A 19,999-nucleotide genomic window follows, 5' to 3' on the forward strand; every position below is an offset into this window, starting at 1 on the left:
AGGCACCCGTGTCCCTGTTCGACGACATCGTCGACCCCACCCGCGGCCCGGCCGGCAGCGTGAAGGGCCGGACGGCGCTCGCCGCCCGCCCCGGTGACCTGGCCGGGCTCCGCGTGGGGCTGCTGGTCAACACCAAGCGCAACGCGGAGGAGTTCGTGCAGGAGGTGGCCGCCCTGCTGGAGTCCCAGCACGGCGCCCGCATCGCCATCCAGCGCAAGAAGCCGAGCATCGTGCACCCGGCCCCGGAGGAGATGCTCGCCGAGCTGCGCGCCGAGGCCGACGTCGTCGTCGTCGGGGTGGGCGACTGCGGTTCGTGCAGCGCCTCCGCCGTCGCCGACGGGCTGCAGCTGGAGGCCGCCGGCATCCCCGCCGTCGTGCTGGTCAGCGACGCCTTCCGGGTCAGCGCCGACGCGATGGCCGCCCTGCAGGGCACCGCCGGCTACGAGTACGTGACCACCCCGCACCCGGTGGCCAGCCTGTCCCGCGAGGGCGTGCGGGCCCGCGCCGAGCGCGCCGTGCCGGAGATCGTCACCCTGCTCACCCGCCCGGTCGTGGCGGCCGCGTCGTGACCGCCGCCCCGGAGGCGCCCGCCGACGAGCTGCGGGTGGTGCGGCAGGCGATCGAGCACTGCTACGCGCAGGGCTGGACCGACGGGCTGCCCGTCGTCCCGGCCACCACGGCCGACGTCGCGGAGTTCCTCGCCACCGTCGACCGCGACCCCGACGAGGTGATCGGCGCCCAGGAGCACCTGGACCGCCGGGTCACCGTCGCCCAGGCCGCGGTCAACGCGGTGATGGCCGGCTGCCTGCCCGAGTACTTCCCGCTGGTGCTCGCCGCCTGGGAGGCGGTCCGCGAGGAGCCGTCGTCCCGCGGTGGCGCCTGGCAGTCGACCAGCGGGCCGGCGCCGCTGCTGGTGGTCAACGGGCCGATCCGCGCCGAGCTCGGCGTCAACTGCGCCGGCGGCGTGCTCGGCCCGGGCTTCCGGGCCAACGCCACCGTCGGCCGCGCGCTCGGGCTGCTGGTGCGCAACGGCTACGGGATCAAGCCGCAGGAGCTGGAGCAGGCCACCCAGGGCGTGCCCGGCCGCTGGACGCTGTGCATCGGGGAGAACGAGGAGCTCTCCCCGTGGGAGCCGTTCAGCGTCGCCGGGGGCGTGCCCGCCGGCACCTCGGCGGTCTCCGCGATGCTGATCCGGGACGTCGAGTACATCGACAACCGGCACACCGAGGACGTCGAGGCGCTGCTGCGCGACTTCGCCGACACCCTCGCGCGCACCGGCGCCTACCTGGGCATGAAGCACTCCACCGGCGGGCTGATCCTCGGGCCCGAGCACGCGCAGGTGCTCGCCGCCGCCGGGTACTCGCGGGCCGACGTCCAGCACTGGCTGTTCGAGCACGCCGTCCGCCCGCAGGCCGACCTGGTCGCCGCCGGCAAGGAGTCGCACGACGTCGACCCGGGGCCGGACCCGATGCCGATGTTGCCCTCGGCGGCGGAGATCCCGATCATCGTCGCGGGTGCGGCCAACGCCGCCATCTCCGCGGTCTTCCGTCCCTTCGGCTGGGCCACCTGGTCCGGCCGTTCCGTCCCCGTCCACCGCCGAACCGAGGAGAGCGCCCCGTGACCGTCGACGAGAAGCAACTGGACCAGCTGCGGCAGACGCTGCAGGCCGACGACTACCGGCTCGACGTCGACGTGACCGGCGACCGCGCCGCCGTCACCATCGTCGCCGGGCCCGATGCCTGCGAGGAGTGCCTGGTGCCCAAGCCGCTGATGCAGCAGATGCTCGCCCCGGTGCTCGGCGTCGACCCCGCCGGCATCGACCTCACCTACCCGGTCGACGGGCACTGAGCGTGGAGGTCAGCCTCGAGGGCAAGGTCGCGCTGGTCACGGGCGTCGGACCGAACATCGGCAGCGGCATCGCGCTGGCGCTGTCCCGGTACGGCGCCAAGGTGGCGTGCAACGACGTCAACGACGACGTCATCAAGACCGCCATGGCGCGGATCGAGCGCAACGGCGGTGAGGCGATGGCCGCCCCCGGCGACGTCACCGACGAGGCCGCGGTCCAGGGCTACGTCGACGCCGTCCTGGAGAAGTGGGGCCGGATCGACATCCTGGTGAACAACGCCGCGATGCTCGGCGGCAAGGGGGTGCTCGACGAGGACGCCGGCACCTTCGAGCGGTCGATCAAGGTCTCCGGGCTGGGCTACTTCCTGAACACGAAGATCGTCGGCCGGGCGATGGCCGAGCGCGGTATCCGCGGGTCGATCGTGTGCATCTCCTCGTCCAACGGCTGGAACGGCTCGGCCGGGGTCATCGCCTACGCGTTCAACAAGGGCGGGGTGAACAACTTCGTCCGCGCCGCCGCGATGGACCTCGCGCCCTACGGCATCCGGGTCAACAGCTACACGCCCACCGCGCCGACCGTCGACAACCCGGAGCTGCTCGCCGAGTACGCCGCCCGGGGCATCCCCGCCGACATGCTCAACGCCGGCCGCAAGGGCGGCGGCGGTGGCGGCCTGGGTGGCGGTGCCGGCGAGGAGGAGTGGCGCCGGCCGGCGCGGTGGAGCGGGGAGCGGCCGCCGCTGGTGCCGATGGGCAGCACCGGCACGCCGACCGACATCGGGCACGCCGTCGCCTGGCTCTGCTCGGACTACGCGCGGCTGATCACCGGCACCGACCTGGTCGTCGACGGGGGAGCGCGGGCGAAGAACTTCGCCTACTTCCCGGCCGACCCCGAGGACCTCGCCGGCCCGGTGCCGCTGATCCCGCTGGAGGACCAGACCCCCGCCGGCTGATCTGCCGCAGCCCGCGGGCGCACGAAAGGGCGGGGCCCGGACCGGTGACGACCGGTCCGGGCCCCGTCTCCGTCTCCGTCCCCGTCCCCGTCTCCGTCTCCGGGGCGACAATGGCCATCTCCGCCCGCTTCGCGGCGGCGAAGATGGCCATCTCTGCCCGTGTCACCGGGCGAGGGCAGCCCGCACCCGCGTGACGACGGCGTCCAGGTCACGCAGGTCGGTGGCGCTCAGCCGGATGACCCGCCAGCCAGCCGCCTCGAGGCACCGGATGCGTGCGTCGTCCCGGGCGATCTGGGTGCCGTCGAAGTGGTGGGCGCCCTCGTACTCCACCGCCAGCCGCGCCTCGGGAAAGGCCAGATCGGTGCGCGCCAGGAAGCGCCCGGCCACCCGCACCTCGTACTGCGGCACCGGCTGCAGCCCCGCCACCACCAGGGCCACCCGGACCCGCGACTCCGGCGCCGACTCCGCCCGCGGGTCGACCAGCGCGAACGCCCGGCGGACGCGGACGACGCCCCAGCGCCCGGTGCCGCGCTCGAGCAGCTGCGCCAGGTCGGCCGGGTCGACGGTGCCGGCCCGGACCATCGCGTCCAGCGTGGCGACCGCGGTGGCCAGCGGCTCCAGGGCGGCGACGTCCCAAGCGGTTCGCCGTGGCGTCGTCACCGGTACGCCGTCGTGCCGAGCGACGTCCGCCGGCGTCAGCGCGGCGCGGTGCACCCGGACCTCGCGTGGGCCCTTCCACTCGACGCCGGGTGGCCGGACGACGGTGACCGGATCGTGCGCACCGGCGAACGGGGCACCGTGCCAGGCGGCGGCCGAGTACCCGCCGATCGCCGCTCCGGCCGGCAGCAGCAGCGCTGCGCCCGTGCACCGCAGCCGGTGGTCGAACGGCAGCGCCGGGTCGGCGTACACACCGTGGACCAGCCGCCGGTAGCTCAACTGCCGCAGCCGTTTCGTCGTGATGAGGCCCGCGGCGACCGCGTGGCTCCCGATGAAGACACCGGTGAGGTCCTTGGACACCGCGCGAGGGTGGCGGACGCGGGGGCAACCGCGCTGACGCTGTCCACAGGCCAGAGCAGAAATGGCCATCTCCGCCCCGGTTCAAGGGGCGAGGATGGCCATTTCGGCGAAACGAACGGGAGGTCAGCCGCCGACGCGGTCGGTGAGGCTGGGGGAGGGGAGGCGGTTCTCCGGCGCGTAGATCGGCGAGCTGGTGAGGAAGGGGATCGCCGCCGCGCGGGCCTCGTCGATCGGCTCGTCGGGGAACGCGGCCAGCGTCGTCTCGAACCGCTCCCGCACACCCTCCCGGAACTCCGGGTGGGTGAGGATGAACAGGTCGCCCCGCCGGATGCCGTTCAGCACCCGCTCGCCGGCCTCCACGTAGCTCATGTACGGCTGGCTCTTGGCCCGCTCGAGGAACTCCGCCGGCGGCGGGGTGTAGCCGCTCTCCCCGTACTGCTCGGGCCGGGCGGCGACGGCGCCGGCGATGTTGGAGTGCACCGGCCCCGGGCAGTACGCCGAGACGCCGATCCCCTCGGGGGCCAGCTCGATCGCCAGCGCCTCCGACAGCGCGATCACCGCCGCCTTGCTCATCGAGTACAGCCCGGCGACGATCGGCAGCAGACCGGCCATCGACGTGGTGGTGACGATGTGCCCGCCCTCGCCGTGCGCCCGGATGTGCGGCACGAACGCCCGCAGACCGTTGCCGACGCCCTTGATGTTGACGTCGATCAGCCAGTCCCAGTCGCTGGGGGTGGCCCCCATGACCGGCCCGGTCAGCCCGATGCCGGCGTTGTTCACCAGCACGTCGACCCGGCCGTGGCGCGCCACGGTCTCGGCCGCGGCGGCCTCCACCGCGGCCGCGTCGGTGACGTCGAGCTGGACCGCGTCGACCTCGAGGCCGGCGGCGGCGAACTCGGCGGTCGTCTCGTCGATGTGCTCCTGCCGGCGGCCGCTGATCACCACCGTCATGCCGGCCCGGGCCATGGCGAGTCCGATCCCGCGGCCGATGCCGCTGGATCCGCCGGTGATGAAGGCGACCTTGCCCTCGACGTCCTGCATGGAGGTGTGTCCTGTCTGTGAAAGGGAGGTCAGCGCTCGGGCGGGAGCAGCCCGAGCAGCCGTGCGGCGTTCGACTTGTAGATCAGCGGCTTGACCTCGTCCTTCAGGCCGATGGTCTCCGCGTCCTTCATCCACCGCTCCGGGGTGATCACCGGGAAGTCGGAGCCGAAGAGCACCTTGTTCTTGAGCAGGCTGTTGGCGTACCGGACCAGCTGCGGCGGGAAGTACTTCGGCGACCAGCCGGACAGGTCGATGTGCACCCGCGGCTTGTGGGTGGCCACGGCCAGCGCCTCGTCCTGCCAGGGGAAGGAGGGGTGGGCCAGGATGATGTCCATGTCCGGGAAGTCGACGGCGACGTCGTCGACGTCCATCGGGTTGGAGTACTTCAGCCGGATCCCGCCGCCGCCCGGGGTGCCCGCGCCCACGCCCGTCTGGCCGGTGTGGAACAGCGCGATCAGGCCGGCCTCGGCGATCACCTCGTAGAGCGGGTAGGCCTTGCGGTCGTTGGGGCGGAAGCCCTGGGTGTTGGGGTGGAACTTGAACCCGCGGACGCCGTGGTCGGTGATCAGCCGGCGCGCCTGGCGGACCCCCGCGGCGCCCCGGGCCGGGTCGATGCTGGCGAACGGGATGACGACGTCGGAGTGCTCGGCGGCGAGCTCGGCGACCTCCTCGTTGGTGGGCGACAGCTCCTCCCCGGTCTGGGAGATGCTGTCCACGCCGAAGGCGACGCAGGCCATGTCCCGCTCCCGGTAGTACTGGGCGAGCTCGGGCAGCGTGTACTGCGGCATCGAGCCGATGCCGAAGTAGGCGCCCATGTCATCGGCGCTGCTGCCGGCCGGCGGCGGGGCGGAGACCGACCGGTGCACGTGGGTGTGCACGTCGATCGCGGTCACCCGGTCCAGGTCGATGCGCGAGGTCCAGGTCACGACCGCAGGTCCTCGGTGTAGGGCGCCTCGGTGTTGGCGCGGACCTGGGCGGGGGTGACGCCGGGGGCGCACTCGACCAGCCGGAGGGTGCTGTCGACGACGTGGAAGACCGCCAGGTCGGTGTAGATGCGGGTGACGCACGCCTTGCCGGTGAGCGGCATCGTGCACTCGGGGACGATCTTGGAGCGGCCCTTCCGGTCGCAGTGCTCCATCGTCACCCACACCTGCGGGGTGCCGGCCACGAGGTCCATCGCGCCACCGACGGCCGGGTTGCGGCCGGGCACGTACCAGTTGGCGAGGTCCCCGGCGGCCGACACCTGCAGCGCCCCGAGCACGGTGACGTCGAGGTGGCCGCCGCGGATCATCGCGAAGGACATCGCCGAGTCGGTGATCGCCGCCCCGCTCATCAGCGTGATCGGCTGCTTGCCCGCGTCGGTGAGGTCGACGTCGCCCTCGCCGTCGGGGGCCGGGCCCAGGCCCAGCACGCCGTTCTCGGCGTGCAGCACGACCTCCACACCCGGCGGGATGAACTTGGGCACCGCCAGCGGGAGGCCGACGCCGAGGTTGACCACGTAGCCGTCCTGCAGGTCCTGCGCCAGGCGCTCGGCGATGCCCTCGCGGGTGCGGCCGGTCACCGAGTCCTTCCTGGCGGCGAGCGTCTCGGTCATGAGCGGGTCCTCGCGATCAGCCGGCTGTCATCCGGGGTGGTGGTGGGAGCGGGGCTGGTCAGCAGCACGTCGTCGACGAAGACACCGGGCAGGTGGACGTCGTCCGGGTGCAGCTCGTCGACCTCGACCAGGCGGTCGATCTCGGCGAAGGTGTGCCGGCCGGACATCCCGGCCAGCGGGTTGAAGTTCCGGGCCGACAGCCGGAAGCGCAGGTTGCCCTTGCGGTCCCCGGCGTGCGCCTTGACCATGCCGAAGTCGGCGACGATGCCGGTCTCCAGCACGTACTCGCGCCCGTCGATCAGGCGGTGCTCCTTGGCCGGCACGTGCTCGGCGACCCCGCCGTCGGGGGAGTAGCGCAGCGTGAAGGTGCCGTCGGCGAGCATCGTGCCGGCGCCGGACGGGGTGAAGAAGGCGGGGATGCCCGAGCCCCCGGCCCGCATCCGCTCCGCCAGGGTGCCCTGCGGCACCAGCTCGAGCTCCACCTTGCCGACGAAGTACTCGTCGTAGAACTCCTGCAGGATCGGGAAGGACGCCGTCACCCGGCGCAGCCGTCCCTCGTGCAGCAACCTCCCCACGCCGGTGAAGTCGTGGCCCACGTTGTTCACGTAGACGTGCAGGTCGCGCTTGCCCAGGTCGCAGAGGGCATTCAGGAGCAGGTCCGGGCGGCCGGAGCTGCCGAAGCCGCCGACCGCTATGGACGCCCCTGACGGCACCTTGTCGACCACGGACAACACGTCCTCGCGGAACTTGTCGATCACGCCGTGTCCCCTTCTCACGCCGGCCCCTTGGTACGGCCGGCTCGTGCACTGGTGCGAATCCCGACGGCGGGCCCGCGCGCTGGGCGGGACGGCGACTGTGTCGAGGGTCACCTGGACGCACCGAAGGTATGGACGCCGCGCAGTACCCGAGAAGGCGGATTCCACCCGGGGGAAGGAAGGGCCGCCGGCACCCCGCGTCCACCGCCGGGCGGCCGACGCCGTCCGCTCGGCTCGTCTTCCGCCGGTCGGAATGTCGTGTGGCCCACGCCACGTCTGCGGGAGCAGTGTCCCCAGTGGCTCCGGGCCTCGCCCCGGGGTGTCAGCGAGGCTCTCGCCCCCCGGCCAGTGCCCGTACCACCAGTCGTCAGCACGGAAGGGGCCCCAGATGAGCATGACCACACGCGCCGCGGTCTGTCGGGAGCCGGGCAAGCCGTGGGAGATCACCGAGCTCGAGCTCGACGACCCCCAGGCCAACGAGGTCCGGATCAAGTTCATGGCCGCAGGGATGTGTCACTCCGACGACCACATCCAGAAGGGCGACGCGATGATGCGCTTCCCCGTGGTCGGTGGCCACGAGGGCGCGGGGATCGTCGAAGCCGTCGGTGACGGCGTCACCCGGGTGAAGGTCGGCGACCACGTCGTCTGCTCCTTCATCCCGGCCTGCGGCAAGTGCCGCTACTGCTCCACCGCCCGGCAGAACCTCTGCGACGAGGGCAAGAACGCCTCCACCGGGCAGTTCCCCGACGGCACGTTCCGCTTCCACCAGAACGGTGAGGACTTCGGCGGCCTGTGCGTGCTCGGCACCTTCTCCGAGCGCGCCGTCGTCAGCGAGTTCAGCGTCATCCCGATCCCCCAGGACATCCCGTTCGAGGTGGCCTCGCTGGTCGGCTGCGGCGTCCCCACCGGCTGGGGCAGCGCGGTGCACGCCGCGGGCGTGCGCGCCGGGGAGACCGTCGTCGTCTACGGCGCCGGCGGGGTGGGCAGCAACGCGGTGCAGGGCGCCCGGTACGCCGGCGCGCAGCGCGTCGTCGTCGTCGACCCGGTCGAGTTCAAGCGGGAGATGGCCACCGTCTTCGGTGCCACCCACACCTTCGCCACGGCCAAGGAGGCCCAGGAGTTCGTCAACGAGGTCACCTGGGGCGAGCTCGCCGACCACGCGATCATCACCGTCGGCGTCCTGCACGACGAGGTCATCGCCGATGCGCTGCAGGTGGTCGGCAAGACCGGCCAGGTCACCGTCACCGCGGTCGGCAACGGCTGGGTGAACGAGCACCCCGGCGCCCTCATCGGCTACCAGCGGCGCATCCAGGGCGCGATCTTCGGCGCCTGCAACCCGCTGTTCGACGTCCCCCGTCTGCTCAGCCTGTACCGGTCCGGTGACCTGAAGCTCGACGAGCTGGTCACCCGCACCTACCGCCTCGACGAGGTCAACCAGGGCTACCAGGACATGTTGGACGGCAAGAACATCCGCGGCGTGATCATCCACGAGCACTGAAGGAACCGGACATGACCATTGCTCCTCCCGGCCCGCAGGCCGGCTCGCCCCTGCTCATCGACGACGCCCAGCTGATCGGCGGCGACTGGGTGCCCGCCGCCGGCGGGCAGACCATCGACGTGATCAACCCCGCCACCGGTGAGGTGCTCGGCCGGGTGCCCCGCGGCGGTGCCGAGGACGTCGACGCCGCCGTGCGCGCGGCCGAGGCGGCCTTTCCCGCCTGGCGGGACACCAACGCCACCGCCCGCGGCGCGCTGATCAGCCGCTGGGCCCAGCTGATCGACCAGCACGCGACCGAGCTGGACCAGCTGGAGTCCCAGGAGGTCGGCCGGCCCAGCTGGGGCCCGCCGCCGATGTCCCGCATCCTGAACTTCGTCGCCGGCCAGGCCGACAAGGTGCAGGGCCTGACCCTGCCGACCTACACCCCCGACGCCATCGGGCTCACCCTGCGCGAGCCCTACGGCGTGGTGGGCGCGGTCATCCCGTGGAACGCCCCGGCCCCGATGTTCGTCAACGACGTCGGCCCGGCCATCGCCGCCGGCAACACCATCGTGATCAAGCCGGCCGAGGACGCGCCGCTGACCGCGCTGGCGCTGGCCAAGCTGGCGCTCGAGGCGGGGATCCCGCCGGGCGTGGTCAACGTGGTCACCGGCTACGGCCACGAGGCCGGCGCCGCCGTGCCCGCCCACCCGGGCATCCGCCGGATGAGCTTCACCGGCTCCCCGGACACCGGTTCCCTGGTGATGGCCGCCTGCGCGGCGAACCTCACCCCGCTGCACCTGGAGCTGGGCGGCAAGTCGCCGCAGGTGATCCTCTCCGACGCCGACCTGGACGCCGCCATCCCGGCGATCGCCATGGGCATCACGATGAACACCGGCCAGATCTGCGCCGCCGGCTCGCGCGTGGTGGTCGAGCGCTCGATCCACGCCGAGGTCGTGCAGCGGCTGGCCGAGCAGATGTCCAAGGTCAAGGTCGGGCCCTGGTACGAGCAGGTCAACATGGGCCCGCTGATCAACGGCAAGCAGCACGAGCGGGTGCTCAAGTACATGCAGCTGGGCCAGGAGGAGGGCGCCGACCTCGTGCTCGGCGGCGGCCGTCCCGCCGGCGAGCAGTACGAGCGCGGCTTCTTCGTCGAGCCGACGCTGTTCGACAACGTCGACCCGTCGATGCGGATCCACCAGGAGGAGATCTTCGGTCCGGTCCTCGGCGTCACCGCCGTGGCCGACGAGGCCGAGGCCCTCCAGGTCGCCAACGGCACCGACTACGGCCTGGTCGCCTCGGTGTGGACCAACGACGTCGGCAAGGCCGTGCGGTTCTCCCGCGGTCTGCAGGCCGGACAGGTGGCGGTCAACGCGGCGCTGGGCGCCGGCGTCATCGGCGGCCCGTTCGGCGGCTACAAGCGCAGCGGTTTCGGCCGCACCATGGGCGCCGACGCCGTCCTGGACTACACCCAGGTCAAGACCGTCTCCCTGCGCGGCACCAGTGCCTGACCGCACCGCGACAGGCCCGGTCGACCCCGCCCCCGTCCACCCTGCTTGGGAGGCATCCCGATGAGCATCACCACGCACGCCGCCATCGCCCGCGGGCCGCACCTCGGCTGGGAGATGGTCGACCTGCAGCTGGACGACCCCAAGGCCCACGAGGTGCGGATCAAGTTCGCCGCCTCCGGCCTCTGCCACTCCGACGACCACATCACCCAGGGCGACGCCCCGGTGCGGATGCCGGTCGTCGGCGGCCACGAGGGCGCGGGCATCGTCGAGTCGATCGGTCCCGACGTCCGGCGCGTCAAGGTCGGCGACCGGGTCATCTGCTCCTACATCCCCGCCTGCGGGGCCTGCCGGCCCTGCTCGACCGGTCACCAGAACATGTGCGTCAAGGGCCTGAACGCCGGCACCGGCATGTTCCTGGACGGCACGTTCCGCTTCCACCTCGGCGACGAGGACCTCGGCGGCTTCTGCTCGCTGGGCACCTTCAGCCAGTACGCCGTCATCTCCGAGTGGGCGGCCGTGCCGATCGCCGACGACATCCCGTGGGAGGTCGCCTCGCTGGTCGGCTGCGGTGTGCCCACCGGCTGGGGCTCGGCGGTCTACGCCGCCGGCGTCAAGCCCGGGGACACCGTGGTGGTCTTCGGCTCCGGCGGGGTGGGCAGCAACGCCGTCCAGGGCGCCCGGTACGCCGGGGCGAAGAACGTCGTCGTCGTCGACCCGGTGGAGTTCAAGCGGGAGATGTCGACCGTCTTCGGCGCCACGCACTCCTTCGCCTCGGCGAAGGAGGCGCACGACTTCGTGGTGGAGACGACGTGGGGCCAGCTGGCCGACCACGCCATCCTCACCCCAGGCGTGGTCACCGAGGAGATGGTCAACTCGGCGCTGGCGATGACCGGCAAGGGCGGCAAGGTCACCATCACCGGCGTCGGCAAGCTCAACGAGAAGGCCGTGCACTTCCACGCCGGCGCGCTCATCGGCTACCAGCGCCAGGTCCGCGGTGCGCTCTTCGGCGACTGCAACCCGCTGTACGACATCCCGAAGCTGCTGGGCCTGTACCGGGCCGGCGACCTCAAGCTCGACGAGCTGGTCACCCGCAGGTACGCCCTGGACGAGGTCAACCAGGCCTACCAGGACCTGAACGACGGCAAGAACATCCGCGGCGTCATCGTCCACGACATCTGACGTCCACCGGCCACCCTCCGTGGCCGTCCCCGGAGTCCGGTGCCACCCGTCCGCACGGGTGGCACCGGTTCCCCGGCGCGCCCGTGCGCCGGCCGAGCTCGAGGAGAGCGATGAGCGACAGTGTGCGCGCGGTGGTCCAGACCGGACCCCGGAAGATGGAGCTGCGGGACTTCCCCCGCCCGGCGATCGGCGCCGACGACGGGCTGCTGCGCGTGGAGGCCAACGGCATCTGCGGCAGCGACGTGGAGACCTACAAGGGCCACATGTCGATGGGCCGCGGCGACTTCATCCCCGGTCACGAGCCGATGGGCATCATCGAGGAGATCGGTGACCGCGCGGCCGAGCGCTGGGGCGTCCAGGTGGGCGACCGGGTGGCGCTGGAGGTCATCGTGCCCTGCCGGGCCTGCGCGAAGTGCCTCACCGGGCGCTACCAGGCCTGCCCGAACCGCACCCTCGGGCACGGCGTCACCGGGATCGACACCGAGCCCAGCCTGTTCGGCGGCTTCGCCGAGCACCTCTACCTGACGCCCAACTCGGTCCTGCACAAGATCGACAAGACCATCCCCGCCGAGATCGCGGTCATGTTCAACCCGCTGGGCGCCGGCGTCCGCTGGGCCGTGCACCTGGGTGGCATCGGCCTCGGCGACACCGTCGTGGTGCTCGGTGCCGGGCAGCGCGGCATCGCCTCGGTGATCGCGGCCAAGGCCGCGGGGGCCGGGACGGTCATCGTCACCGGCCTGGCCGCCGACGAGCACAAGCTGGCGCTGGCCCGCGAGTTCGGCGCCGACCACACCGTGGTGGTGGGGGAGGACGGCGAGGACGTCGTCGAGCGGGTCCGGGAGATCACCGACGGGGAGCTGGCCGACGTCGTCCTGGAGCTCACCCCGATGGCCGCCGGTCCGGTCACCGACGCGCTGAAGGTCGCCCGGTTCGGCGGCACCGTGGTGCTCGCCGGGCTCAAGGGCGGGCGGGAGATCCCGCTGAGCACCGACCTGATCATCAACCGCGGGCTCGTCGTCAAGGGCGCCTTCGGCGTGGACTACGCGGGGCAGGAGGCCGCGATCGCGCTGATCGAGTCCGGTCGCTTCCCGCTGGAGAAGCTGCACACCCACACGTTCGGACTGGACGACACCGCCCTGGCGATCGAGACCCTCGCCGGCGAGGTGCCGGGGGAGTCCCCGGTGCACGTGTCGGTCCACCCCAACCTCTGACCCCGCACCACTCCTGCCCCGCACCACTGAGCCCTGGAGGTCCCGTGCTCGTCGATGCGCACGCCCACATGCTGCCCCGCGACTACCCGGCCGACGCGCCGGAGTGCTTCCCCCGGATGGAACCGGTCGACGGCGACACCGCGCGCACCCTGGTCTTCGGCCAGATGCGGTTCACCGCCCGGGACGCCTTCTTCGACGCCGAACGCCGGATCGCCGAGCAGGACGCCTCGGGGGTCGACGTCGAGGTGCTCAGCCCGATGCCGCCGCTGCTGCGCTACGACCTGCCGGCCGACGACGGGATGTCGCTGGCCCGGTGGGTGAACGAGGCCACCGCGCTGCTCTGCGCCGAGGTGCCCGACCGGCTCAAGGGGCTGGGCATGGTGCCGATGCAGGACCCCGACGCCGCCACCGCCGAGCTCAAGGCGATCAAGGACCAGGGTCTGCACGGGGTGGAGATCGCCTCCAACATCCTGGGCAAGTCGATCGGCCACGAGCAGTTCCTGCCCTTCTTCACCGAGGTCGAGCGGCTGGGCCTGTCGGTGTTCGTGCACGCCATGCCCAGCCCTTCCGAGCGGCTGCCGATGTCGGCGATGGGCACCTACGTGGTCGGCGTGGAGGGTGCGTTCGCGGCCGGCTCGATGGTGACGGGCGGGACGGCGAAGGCCTGCCCGGACCTGCGGATCTCCTTCAGCCACGCGGCGGGGGGCTTCCCGCTGATGCTGCCCCGGGCGCAGTACTTCTGGGGCGGCTCGTGGAACGAGGAGCCGGTCGACCTGACCCGGGCGGTGATGCACGACGACGGGCCCTCGCCGGTCGAGCTGGCCCGGCGCTTCTGGTACGACTCGATGGTCTTCGACCACCGTGCGCTGCGGTTCCTCGTCGACTACCTGGGCGCCGACCGGCTGCTGGTCGGCTCGGACTTCCCGGCGATGCTGCGCGAGGACCCGGCCGGGCGCACCCTGCGCACCCTGGACCTGCCGCCGGAGGACCTCGCCGACGTGATGAGCGGCAACGCGTTCCGCTGGCTGGGGATCGACCACCCCTGACCCCCCCGCCCTCCCACCGGGCCCCGTCCGCGACCCGGGACGGGGCCCGGTGCCGTTCCCGAGCCCGCCAGGGCGCTCGCTGCGGGCCGGGCGCTCTCCGGGCGGCCCGGGACCCGGGAAGAGCCGCTCCACCTCAGGTGGTGCGGCTCCAGCCCTGCCGGCGAGGTCGCCGGCACCCGGTTCCATGCGCCGGGACCCCTCGGCGGCCCGTTCGTGACCCTCCTCGTACCCCTGCTCGTGACCCACTTGTGACCCTCTCGTGACCCCGCTGCGGAACGGAACCGGAGGGGCCGCCCAGGGGGCCAACTTGTCTCCCGTACGGCGGAAGCGACGGGCCGGGTGTGGCCCTCGCCACGGGAGATTGGGACCAGCGCAGTGAGCCCGGTCACTAGGCCCGGTCACTGCGGCAGCACCGAGGCTCACCGGCCAATCGCCGGATCCGCGCAGCCAACGACGCCTTCTGAAGCGGGAGCACCCCACGTGAGAAGAATGATGAGACTGGCCCCGGTCGCCGCGGCCCTGATGCTGGTCACCGCCTGTGGTGGCGGCGACAGCGGCTCCACCACCGGGAGCGACAACGGCACCGCCGCACCCGTCGGCGAGCCGGTCAGCGGCGGTGAGATCACCGTCCTGGAGGACGCGTCCTTCGCCGGTTCGTGGCCGGCCGGCCTCGACCCGGCCACCAACACCACCGGTGGCTCGAACATCGCCATGAACCAGGCGATCTTCGGTGGGCTGTTCCTGCTCCGCGCCGACGACGACGGCACCAACGCCGAGGTCGCGCCGAACCAGGCGGAGAGCTACGAGATCTCCGAGGACGGCACGCAGTTCACCGTGACGCTGCGGGAGGGCATCGAGTTCAGCGACGGCACGCCGCTGGACGCCGAGGCGGTGCGCTGGAACTGGGAGCGCGACCTGGCCAACCCCTGCACCTGCAAGCCGACCTGGCCGCTGGCCGAGGAGAACGGCATCGAGGTGCTCGACCCGCTGACGATCCGGCTGACCTTCACCCGCCCGTACCCGGCGATCCTGGCCTCGTTCCCGTCCGCCAACGTCAACTGGATCGCCAGCCCGACCGCGGTCCAGGAGCAGGGCGAGGACGACTTCGCGATCAACCCGGTCGGCGCCGGCCCGTTCACCGTCGTCGAGAACCAGCTGAGCTCCCGGCTCGAGCTGGCGAAGAACGAGAACTACTTCAAGGAGGGCCTGCCCTACCTGGACGGGCTCACCTTCCAGTCCATCGGCGGTGACCAGCCGGCCTACCAGGCGCTGCAGGCCGGTCAGGCGCAGGCCTACGAGGGCCTGAACACCACCCCGCTGCTGGACCAGGCCGAGGCCAGCGGTCAGCTGCAGGTGACGATCCAGCCGGCCACCTCGCCGTACGTCATCCAGCTGAACACCGCGATCGCGCCGTTCGACGACGTGCGGGCGCGCGAGGCGATCTACCGGGCCACCGACTTCGAGGCCATCAACGAGGGCATCTTCGGCGGCAAGTACGACGTCAGCCAGAGCTTCACCGGCCCCGGTGGCAAGTTCCACCAGCCGGAGATCGAGGGCTACCCCGAGTACGACCTCGACCGGGCCAAGGAGCTGGTGGAGGAGCTCGGCGGGCTGACCGTCCGGCTCGGCACGATCAGCAACTACGTCGCCACCCAGATCAACACCGCCCTGCAGACGCAGTGGCAGGAGGCCGGGATCGACGTGGAGATCAACGACTACCAGCTCTCCGGGGTCATCCAGGAGTTCACCAGCGGCCAGTGGCAGGCGATGCTGCAGACCGCCGGTGCCTGGGACCCGGCCGCCGGTGTCGGCGTCGGCTTCCGCTTCGCCTCCGGTGTCCCCTACAGCGGGGTGAACGACCCGGAGTTGGACCAGCTGCTGAACGACGCGTCCGCCACGGTCGACGAGGAGGAGCGGGCCGACCTGTACCGGCAGGCCGGTGAGCTCATCGCGGAGAACTTCTACGCACCGTTCGGTCTGGCCTTCGCGCCGGCCAACCTCGCGGTGGAGGGCGTGCACGGTCCGGGGCTGACCACCAAGATCCCGCCGATCCTGGTCAACGCCGGGGTCATCTGGGACGAGGTCTGGCAGGAGCAGTGACCACCGCCACCACCAGCCCGCGGGTCCCGGTCAGCCGGGACCCGCGGGTCTCCCCGCTCAGCCGGGTGACCAGCTCGCCGGTGCTCCGGCTGGTCGTCAAGCGGCTGCTGATGGCGATCCCGATCATGCTGGGCGTCACGATCCTGACGTTCTGGGTGCTCAGCCTCATCCCGGGCAACGCGGCCCAGCAGCTGCTGGGCCCGGAGGCCACGCCGGAGGACATCGCGCTGCTCGAGGAGCAGCTGGGGCTCAACGAGTCCGGCGTCTCCCGGTACCTGGACTGGCTGGGTGGCGCGCTCACCGGCGACCTGGGCAACTCGATCGTCAGCCGCCAGCCGGTCGGCGACCTGCTGGCCAACCGGCTCCCGGTCACCGGCGAGCTCGTGGTGCTGGCGTTCGTCGTCTCCCTCGTGCTGGCCATCCCGGTGGCGCTGCTGGCCGCGTACAAGCCCAACGGCCTGCTCGACCGGGTGAGCATGTTCATCAGCACGATGGGGCTCTCGGTGGCCAACTACGTGCTCGCCTTGATCCTCGTGCTGATCTTCGCCGTCCAGCTCGGCACGTTGCCGGCCATCGGGTTCGTCCCGCTGGAGGACGGGCTGTGGCCGAACCTGAAGGCGATGATCCTGCCGTCCGCGGCGATCGGCATCCCACTGTTCTGCTTCTACGCACGCTTCCTGCGGGGCGACCTGGTCGACCAGATGCAGCAGGAGGAGTACATCACCACCGCCCGTGCCAAGGGCATCGGGCCGTGGCAGGTGCTCATCAAGCACGCCTTCCGCAACTCGTCGTTCGGGCTGATCACCGTGGTCGGCCTCAACCTCGGGGCGCTGATCGGCGGCACGGTGATCATCGAGCAGATCTTCGCGCTGCCGGGCATCGGCCAGATGCTGCTGCAGGCCATCAACACCCGTGACGTCGTCGTCGTGCAGGCCGCGGTGGTGATCTTCGCGCTCGTCGCGGTGGTCGCGAACCTCATCGTCGACCTGCTGTACGTCGTCCTGGACCCGAGGATCCGTCATGACAGTCGTTGAACCAGCGGCCGCGTCCGCCGTCGGCCCGGACACCGACCTGGAACAGGTCGAGGCCAGCCGCGGACGCCGCCGCCCCGCCAACCTGGGCACCTGGATCCCCGCCGGGATGATCGGGTTCATCGTGGTGGCCTGCTTCCTGGGGCCGCTGCTGCTGGGGCTGCCCCGCCCGGTCGGCGGGAGCGTGCTGGAGAGCTACCTGCCGGCCGGCTCCCCGGGCCACCTGCTGGGCACCGACCCCAACGGGAACGACATCCTGTCCCGGCTGCTGCACGGTGGGCGGGCGTCGCTGGTGATCGCCACCACCGTCAACCTGCTCGGCCTGGTCATCGGGGGCACGCTCGGCGCGCTGTCGGGCTACCTCGGCGGCGTGCTCGACACCGTGATCATGCGCATCCTCGACGTGCTGATCGCGTTCCCGTCGCTGGTGCTCACCCTCGCGGTGGCGCAGGCGCTCGGCCCGAGCATGACCAACACGATCTTCGCGCTGACCTTCTTCAGCATCCCGGCCGTCGCCCGCGTGGCCCGTTCGGCCGTGCTGCGGCTGCGCGAGCAGCCGTTCATGGCGGCGGCCCAGCTGTCGGGCACGCCGGGCTGGCGGGTGCTGTTCAAGCACCTGGCGCCCAACATCGCCCCGCAGCTGATCACCTTCGCGATGCTCGGCATGGGCATCGTGATCATCATCGAGGGTGCGCTGAGCTTCCTCGGTCTGGGCATCCCTGCCCCGGCCCCCAGCTGGGGCAACATGGTGGCCGACGGCCAGCTCAGCCTCTCCGCGACGCCGATGCTCGTGGTGTGGCCCAGCCTGGCCCTGTTGGTCACCGTCCTGTCCTTCAACCTGCTCGGGGAGAACCTCCGGGCGCGATGGAGCGGTCGATGAGCGGCGAGCGGACGGCGGCCCTCGGGGTCGCGGAGACCCACGTGACCTCGGGGGTGATCGCCTCGGAGCCCGGGGCGTCGCCCGCCGGCGCGCTCGGCCGGCCGGACGCGGCACCGGGGGAGCCGCTGCTGCAGGTCTCGGACCTGCGGGTGCAGTTCACCCGCGGCGGCCGGACGGTGCGGGCGGTCAACGGCCTGTCCTACGAACTGGTGCCCGGCCGGATGATGGCGATCATCGGCGAGTCCGGCTCCGGCAAGAGCGTCAGCTCCCGGGCCCTGATGGGCCTGCTGCCGCCAACGGCGAAGATCACCGGCTCGATCCGGTTCGACGGCCGGGAGCTGCTCGGGTTGTCCGAGGGCGAGCTGCGCAAGCTGCGCGGCGGCGACATCGCCATGGTCTTCCAGGACCCGGCGCGGTCGCTGAACCCGACGATGAAGATCGGATTGCAGATCACCGAGGCGGTCAAGGCGCACAGCGACCTGGACAAGAAGGGTGTGCACGCCCGGGCGGTCGAGCTGCTCCGGCTGGTGAAGCTGCCGGCGCCGGAGCGGCGCTTCCACGAGTACCCGCACCAGCTCTCCGGCGGCATGCGGCAGCGGGTGATGATCGCCATCGCGCTGGCCGGTGAGCCGCGGCTGCTCATCGCCGACGAGGCCACCACCGCGCTGGACGTCACCACCCAGGCGCAGATCATGGACCTGCTGGTCGAGCTGCAGCAACGGCTCGGCATGGCGGTGGTCATGATCAGCCACGACCTCGGGCTGGCGGCCAGCTACGCCCAGGACGTCGTGGTCATGTACGCCGGCCGGGCGGTGGAGCAGGCGCCGACCCGCACCTTGTTCGCGAACGTCCGGATGCCCTACACCCGGGCGCTGCTCGGGGCGATCCCGGCGCTCGATCGGGAGCCGCACTCGCTGCTGCCGGTCACCCCGGGGCAGCCGCCGGACCTCTCCGCCCTGCCCAAGGGCTGCCCGTTCCGGCCGCGTTGCTCCAACGCCACCGACAAGTGCATCGAGCAGCCCGACCTCGTCGAGCAGGAGCCCCAGCACTCCTGGGCCTGCTGGCACCCCTGTGGCAGCGAGGACCAGGGCAGCGCGAACCAGGGCAGCGCGAACCACGGCACCGGGCACCACGGCACCGAGAACGGAGAACAGCGATGACCGCCGTCGACGAGCGCGTGGAGGGCGAGCAGACCCGGGACAAGGCCCCGCTGCTGCGCGCCCGCAACCTGGTGCAGGAGTTCCCGGTCCGGTCGGCCGGCGGGGTCAAGGGCGGCGTCGTGCACGCGGTGTCGAACGTGTCCTTCGACATCGGCGCCGGCGAGACCCTCGGCGTGGTGGGGGAGACCGGCTCGGGCAAGTCGACGCTGGCCCGGTCGGTGATCCAGTCGCCACGACCCAAGTCCGGCAGCGTGGAGTTCCAGGGCCAGGACCTGATGACGCTCAAGCGCGGCGACCTCAAGGACGCCCGCCGGCAGATGCAGATGGTCTACCAGGACCCGTTCGGGTCGCTGAACCCGCGCTGGCGGATCAACGACCTCGTCGAGGAGCCGATGATCGGCTACCGCGCGGGCAACGCCGACTGGCGCCGCACCCGGGTGGCCGAGCTGCTGGACCTGGTCGGGCTCGACCCGACGTCCTACGGCAAGCGGCGGCCGCACGAGCTGTCCGGTGGTCAGGCCCAGCGGGTCGCGATCGCCCGGGCCATCGCGCTGAACCCGGCGCTGATCATCTGCGACGAGGCGGTCTCCTCCCTCGACGTGCTCATCCAGGCGCAGGTGCTCAACCTGTTCGAGAAGCTGCGCCGCGAGCTCGACCTCGCCTACCTGTTCATCAGCCACGACCTGGCCCTGGTGAAGCAGGTCAGCGACCGGGTGGCGGTCATGTACCTGGGCCAGCTGGCCGAGGTCGGACCGGCCGAGGAGATGTACCGGCAGCCGCTGCACCCGTACACGGCGGCACTGCTGGACTCCATCCCGCGGGTCGACGCCGCCACCGGCCGGGCACACCGGCCGACGGCGCTGCCCGGGGAGCCGCCGTCGCCGATCGACCCGCCCAGCGGGTGCCGGTTCCGCACCCGCTGCCCCAAGGCCCAGCAGCGCTGCGCGGACGAGGCGCCGGAGCTCCGCGAGCTGCGGCCCCGGCACCAGGTGGCCTGCCACTTCCCGCTCGCCGGGATCGAGGAGAGCCTGCGCCGCCCCGCCGGGGCCACCGCGGTCGGCACGCCGGCGCCGGCCACCCCGGCACCGGCCACCCCGGCGAGCTGAACCGGACTGGCTGATCGAGACCGGCTGAACGAGACCGGCTGAACGAGAAGAGGGGACGCCCGCCGCCTGGCGGGCGTCCCCTCGTCCGTGGCACCC

19 protein-coding genes are annotated in these 19,999 nt (G+C 72.1%); 14 read left to right on the top strand and 5 right to left on the bottom strand.

Annotated elements, in window-relative coordinates; all coding sequences use genetic code 11:
- Positions 1–8 precede the first annotated feature (8 nt).
- Genes ACI79U_RS01370 through ACI79U_RS01385 form a run of 4 tightly spaced genes read left to right on the top strand, consistent with a single transcriptional unit; the run spans position 9 to position 2,795 of the window.
- Positions 9–569, top strand: a complete 561-nt coding sequence (locus ACI79U_RS01370; protein ID WP_457064312.1) for a UGSC family (seleno)protein — start codon at positions 9–11, stop codon at positions 567–569.
- Complete coding sequence (locus tag ACI79U_RS01375; protein ID WP_457064314.1) at positions 566–1,621, top strand: hypothetical protein; 1,056 nt, start codon at positions 566–568, stop codon at positions 1,619–1,621. Before ACI79U_RS01370 ends, ACI79U_RS01375 begins: the two co-directional genes overlap by 4 nt.
- Positions 1,618–1,848 (top strand): hypothetical protein, encoded by a 231-nt coding sequence (locus ACI79U_RS01380; RefSeq protein WP_457064316.1) that lies wholly within the window; start codon positions 1,618–1,620, stop codon positions 1,846–1,848. Before ACI79U_RS01375 ends, ACI79U_RS01380 begins: the two co-directional genes overlap by 4 nt.
- Before the next feature lie 2 nt (positions 1,849–1,850).
- Positions 1,851–2,795 carry an SDR family NAD(P)-dependent oxidoreductase gene (locus ACI79U_RS01385; protein ID WP_457064318.1) on the top strand — a complete coding sequence of 315 codons (945 nt, stop codon included), beginning with the start codon at positions 1,851–1,853 and terminating at the stop codon, positions 2,793–2,795.
- Between the two features lie 162 nt (positions 2,796–2,957).
- On the opposite strand, the gene ACI79U_RS01390 is transcribed toward ACI79U_RS01385, so the two are convergent.
- The 5 genes from ACI79U_RS01390 to ACI79U_RS01410 form a co-directional block, all read right to left on the bottom strand.
- Positions 2,958–3,812, bottom strand: a complete 855-nt coding sequence (locus ACI79U_RS01390; RefSeq protein WP_457064320.1) for a DUF559 domain-containing protein — start codon at positions 3,810–3,812, stop codon at positions 2,958–2,960.
- A gap of 123 nt (positions 3,813–3,935) precedes the next feature.
- The gene (locus tag ACI79U_RS01395) at positions 3,936–4,853 is read right to left on the bottom strand and encodes an SDR family NAD(P)-dependent oxidoreductase (protein WP_457064322.1); all 918 of its coding nucleotides are present in this window, start codon (positions 4,851–4,853) and stop codon (positions 3,936–3,938) included.
- A gap of 29 nt (positions 4,854–4,882) precedes the next feature.
- On the bottom strand, positions 4,883–5,779 hold the full coding sequence (locus tag ACI79U_RS01400; protein ID WP_457064324.1) for an amidohydrolase family protein: 897 nt from the start codon (positions 5,777–5,779) through the stop codon (positions 4,883–4,885).
- On the bottom strand, positions 5,776–6,447 hold the full coding sequence (locus tag ACI79U_RS01405; RefSeq protein WP_457064326.1) for a 3-oxoacid CoA-transferase subunit B: 672 nt from the start codon (positions 6,445–6,447) through the stop codon (positions 5,776–5,778). Before ACI79U_RS01405 ends, ACI79U_RS01400 begins: the two co-directional genes overlap by 4 nt.
- The gene (locus ACI79U_RS01410) at positions 6,444–7,205 is read right to left on the bottom strand and encodes a CoA transferase subunit A (protein WP_457064328.1); all 762 of its coding nucleotides are present in this window, start codon (positions 7,203–7,205) and stop codon (positions 6,444–6,446) included. Before ACI79U_RS01410 ends, ACI79U_RS01405 begins: the two co-directional genes overlap by 4 nt.
- A gap of 385 nt (positions 7,206–7,590) precedes the next feature.
- Here ACI79U_RS01410 and ACI79U_RS01415 point away from each other — a divergent pair, with 385 nt between their 5' ends.
- From ACI79U_RS01415 to ACI79U_RS01460, 10 genes are all read left to right on the top strand, one after another.
- Positions 7,591–8,700 carry an NDMA-dependent alcohol dehydrogenase gene (locus ACI79U_RS01415; protein ID WP_457064331.1) on the top strand — a complete coding sequence of 370 codons (1,110 nt, stop codon included), beginning with the start codon at positions 7,591–7,593 and terminating at the stop codon, positions 8,698–8,700.
- An 11-nt stretch (positions 8,701–8,711) separates the two neighbouring features.
- Positions 8,712–10,190: an aldehyde dehydrogenase family protein gene (locus tag ACI79U_RS01420; protein WP_457064333.1), complete on the top strand. Its 1,479-nt coding sequence runs from the start codon at positions 8,712–8,714 to the stop codon at positions 10,188–10,190.
- 60 nt (positions 10,191–10,250) lie between these two features.
- Complete coding sequence (locus ACI79U_RS01425) at positions 10,251–11,369, top strand: NDMA-dependent alcohol dehydrogenase (protein WP_457064335.1); 1,119 nt, start codon at positions 10,251–10,253, stop codon at positions 11,367–11,369.
- A 110-nt stretch (positions 11,370–11,479) separates the two neighbouring features.
- Complete coding sequence (locus ACI79U_RS01430) at positions 11,480–12,580, top strand: zinc-dependent alcohol dehydrogenase (RefSeq protein WP_457064337.1); 1,101 nt, start codon at positions 11,480–11,482, stop codon at positions 12,578–12,580.
- 44 nt (positions 12,581–12,624) lie between these two features.
- Complete coding sequence (locus ACI79U_RS01435) at positions 12,625–13,626, top strand: amidohydrolase family protein (protein WP_457064339.1); 1,002 nt, start codon at positions 12,625–12,627, stop codon at positions 13,624–13,626.
- Positions 13,627–14,118: 492 nt separating this feature from the next.
- The gene (locus ACI79U_RS01440; RefSeq protein WP_457072650.1) at positions 14,119–15,726 is read left to right on the top strand and encodes an ABC transporter substrate-binding protein; all 1,608 of its coding nucleotides are present in this window, start codon (positions 14,119–14,121) and stop codon (positions 15,724–15,726) included.
- Positions 15,723–16,760 (top strand): ABC transporter permease, encoded by a 1,038-nt coding sequence (locus tag ACI79U_RS01445; protein WP_457064343.1) that lies wholly within the window; start codon positions 15,723–15,725, stop codon positions 16,758–16,760. Before ACI79U_RS01440 ends, ACI79U_RS01445 begins: the two co-directional genes overlap by 4 nt.
- A complete protein-coding gene (locus tag ACI79U_RS01450) occupies positions 16,747–17,637 on the top strand; it encodes an ABC transporter permease (RefSeq protein ID WP_457064345.1) in 891 nt (296 codons plus the stop codon). Before ACI79U_RS01445 ends, ACI79U_RS01450 begins: the two co-directional genes overlap by 14 nt.
- Positions 17,634–18,797 carry an ABC transporter ATP-binding protein gene (locus ACI79U_RS01455; protein ID WP_457064347.1) on the top strand — a complete coding sequence of 388 codons (1,164 nt, stop codon included), beginning with the start codon at positions 17,634–17,636 and terminating at the stop codon, positions 18,795–18,797. The genes ACI79U_RS01450 and ACI79U_RS01455 overlap by 4 nt, the downstream gene beginning before the upstream one ends.
- Entirely contained in the window at positions 18,794–19,903 is a 1,110-nt protein-coding gene (locus tag ACI79U_RS01460; RefSeq protein WP_457064349.1) for an ABC transporter ATP-binding protein, read from the top strand. Before ACI79U_RS01455 ends, ACI79U_RS01460 begins: the two co-directional genes overlap by 4 nt.
- Positions 19,904–19,999: the final 96 nt, after the last annotated feature.

The organism is Modestobacter sp. SYSU DS0904 (genome assembly GCF_054051115.1).

Bases quoted from the DNA above. Each gene is read 5' to 3' on its own strand.
- ACI79U_RS01450 (WP_457064345.1), top strand. From the start codon at position 16,747: ATGACAGTCGTTGAACCAGCGGCCGCGTCCGCCGTCGGCCCGGACACC.
- ACI79U_RS01460 (WP_457064349.1), top strand. From the start codon at position 18,794: ATGACCGCCGTCGACGAGCGCGTGGAGGGCGAGCAGACCCGGGACAAG.
- ACI79U_RS01405 (WP_457064326.1), bottom strand. From the start codon at position 6,447: ATGACCGAGACGCTCGCCGCCAGGAAGGACTCGGTGACCGGCCGCACC.
- ACI79U_RS01430 (WP_457064337.1), top strand. From the start codon at position 11,480: ATGAGCGACAGTGTGCGCGCGGTGGTCCAGACCGGACCCCGGAAGATG.
- ACI79U_RS01440 (WP_457072650.1), top strand. From the start codon at position 14,119: ATGAGACTGGCCCCGGTCGCCGCGGCCCTGATGCTGGTCACCGCCTGT.
- ACI79U_RS01415 (WP_457064331.1), top strand. From the start codon at position 7,591: ATGAGCATGACCACACGCGCCGCGGTCTGTCGGGAGCCGGGCAAGCCG.
- ACI79U_RS01425 (WP_457064335.1), top strand. From the start codon at position 10,251: ATGAGCATCACCACGCACGCCGCCATCGCCCGCGGGCCGCACCTCGGC.
- ACI79U_RS01395 (WP_457064322.1), bottom strand. From the start codon at position 4,853: ATGCAGGACGTCGAGGGCAAGGTCGCCTTCATCACCGGCGGATCCAGC.
- ACI79U_RS01455 (WP_457064347.1), top strand. From the start codon at position 17,634: ATGAGCGGCGAGCGGACGGCGGCCCTCGGGGTCGCGGAGACCCACGTG.
- ACI79U_RS01420 (WP_457064333.1), top strand. From the start codon at position 8,712: ATGACCATTGCTCCTCCCGGCCCGCAGGCCGGCTCGCCCCTGCTCATC.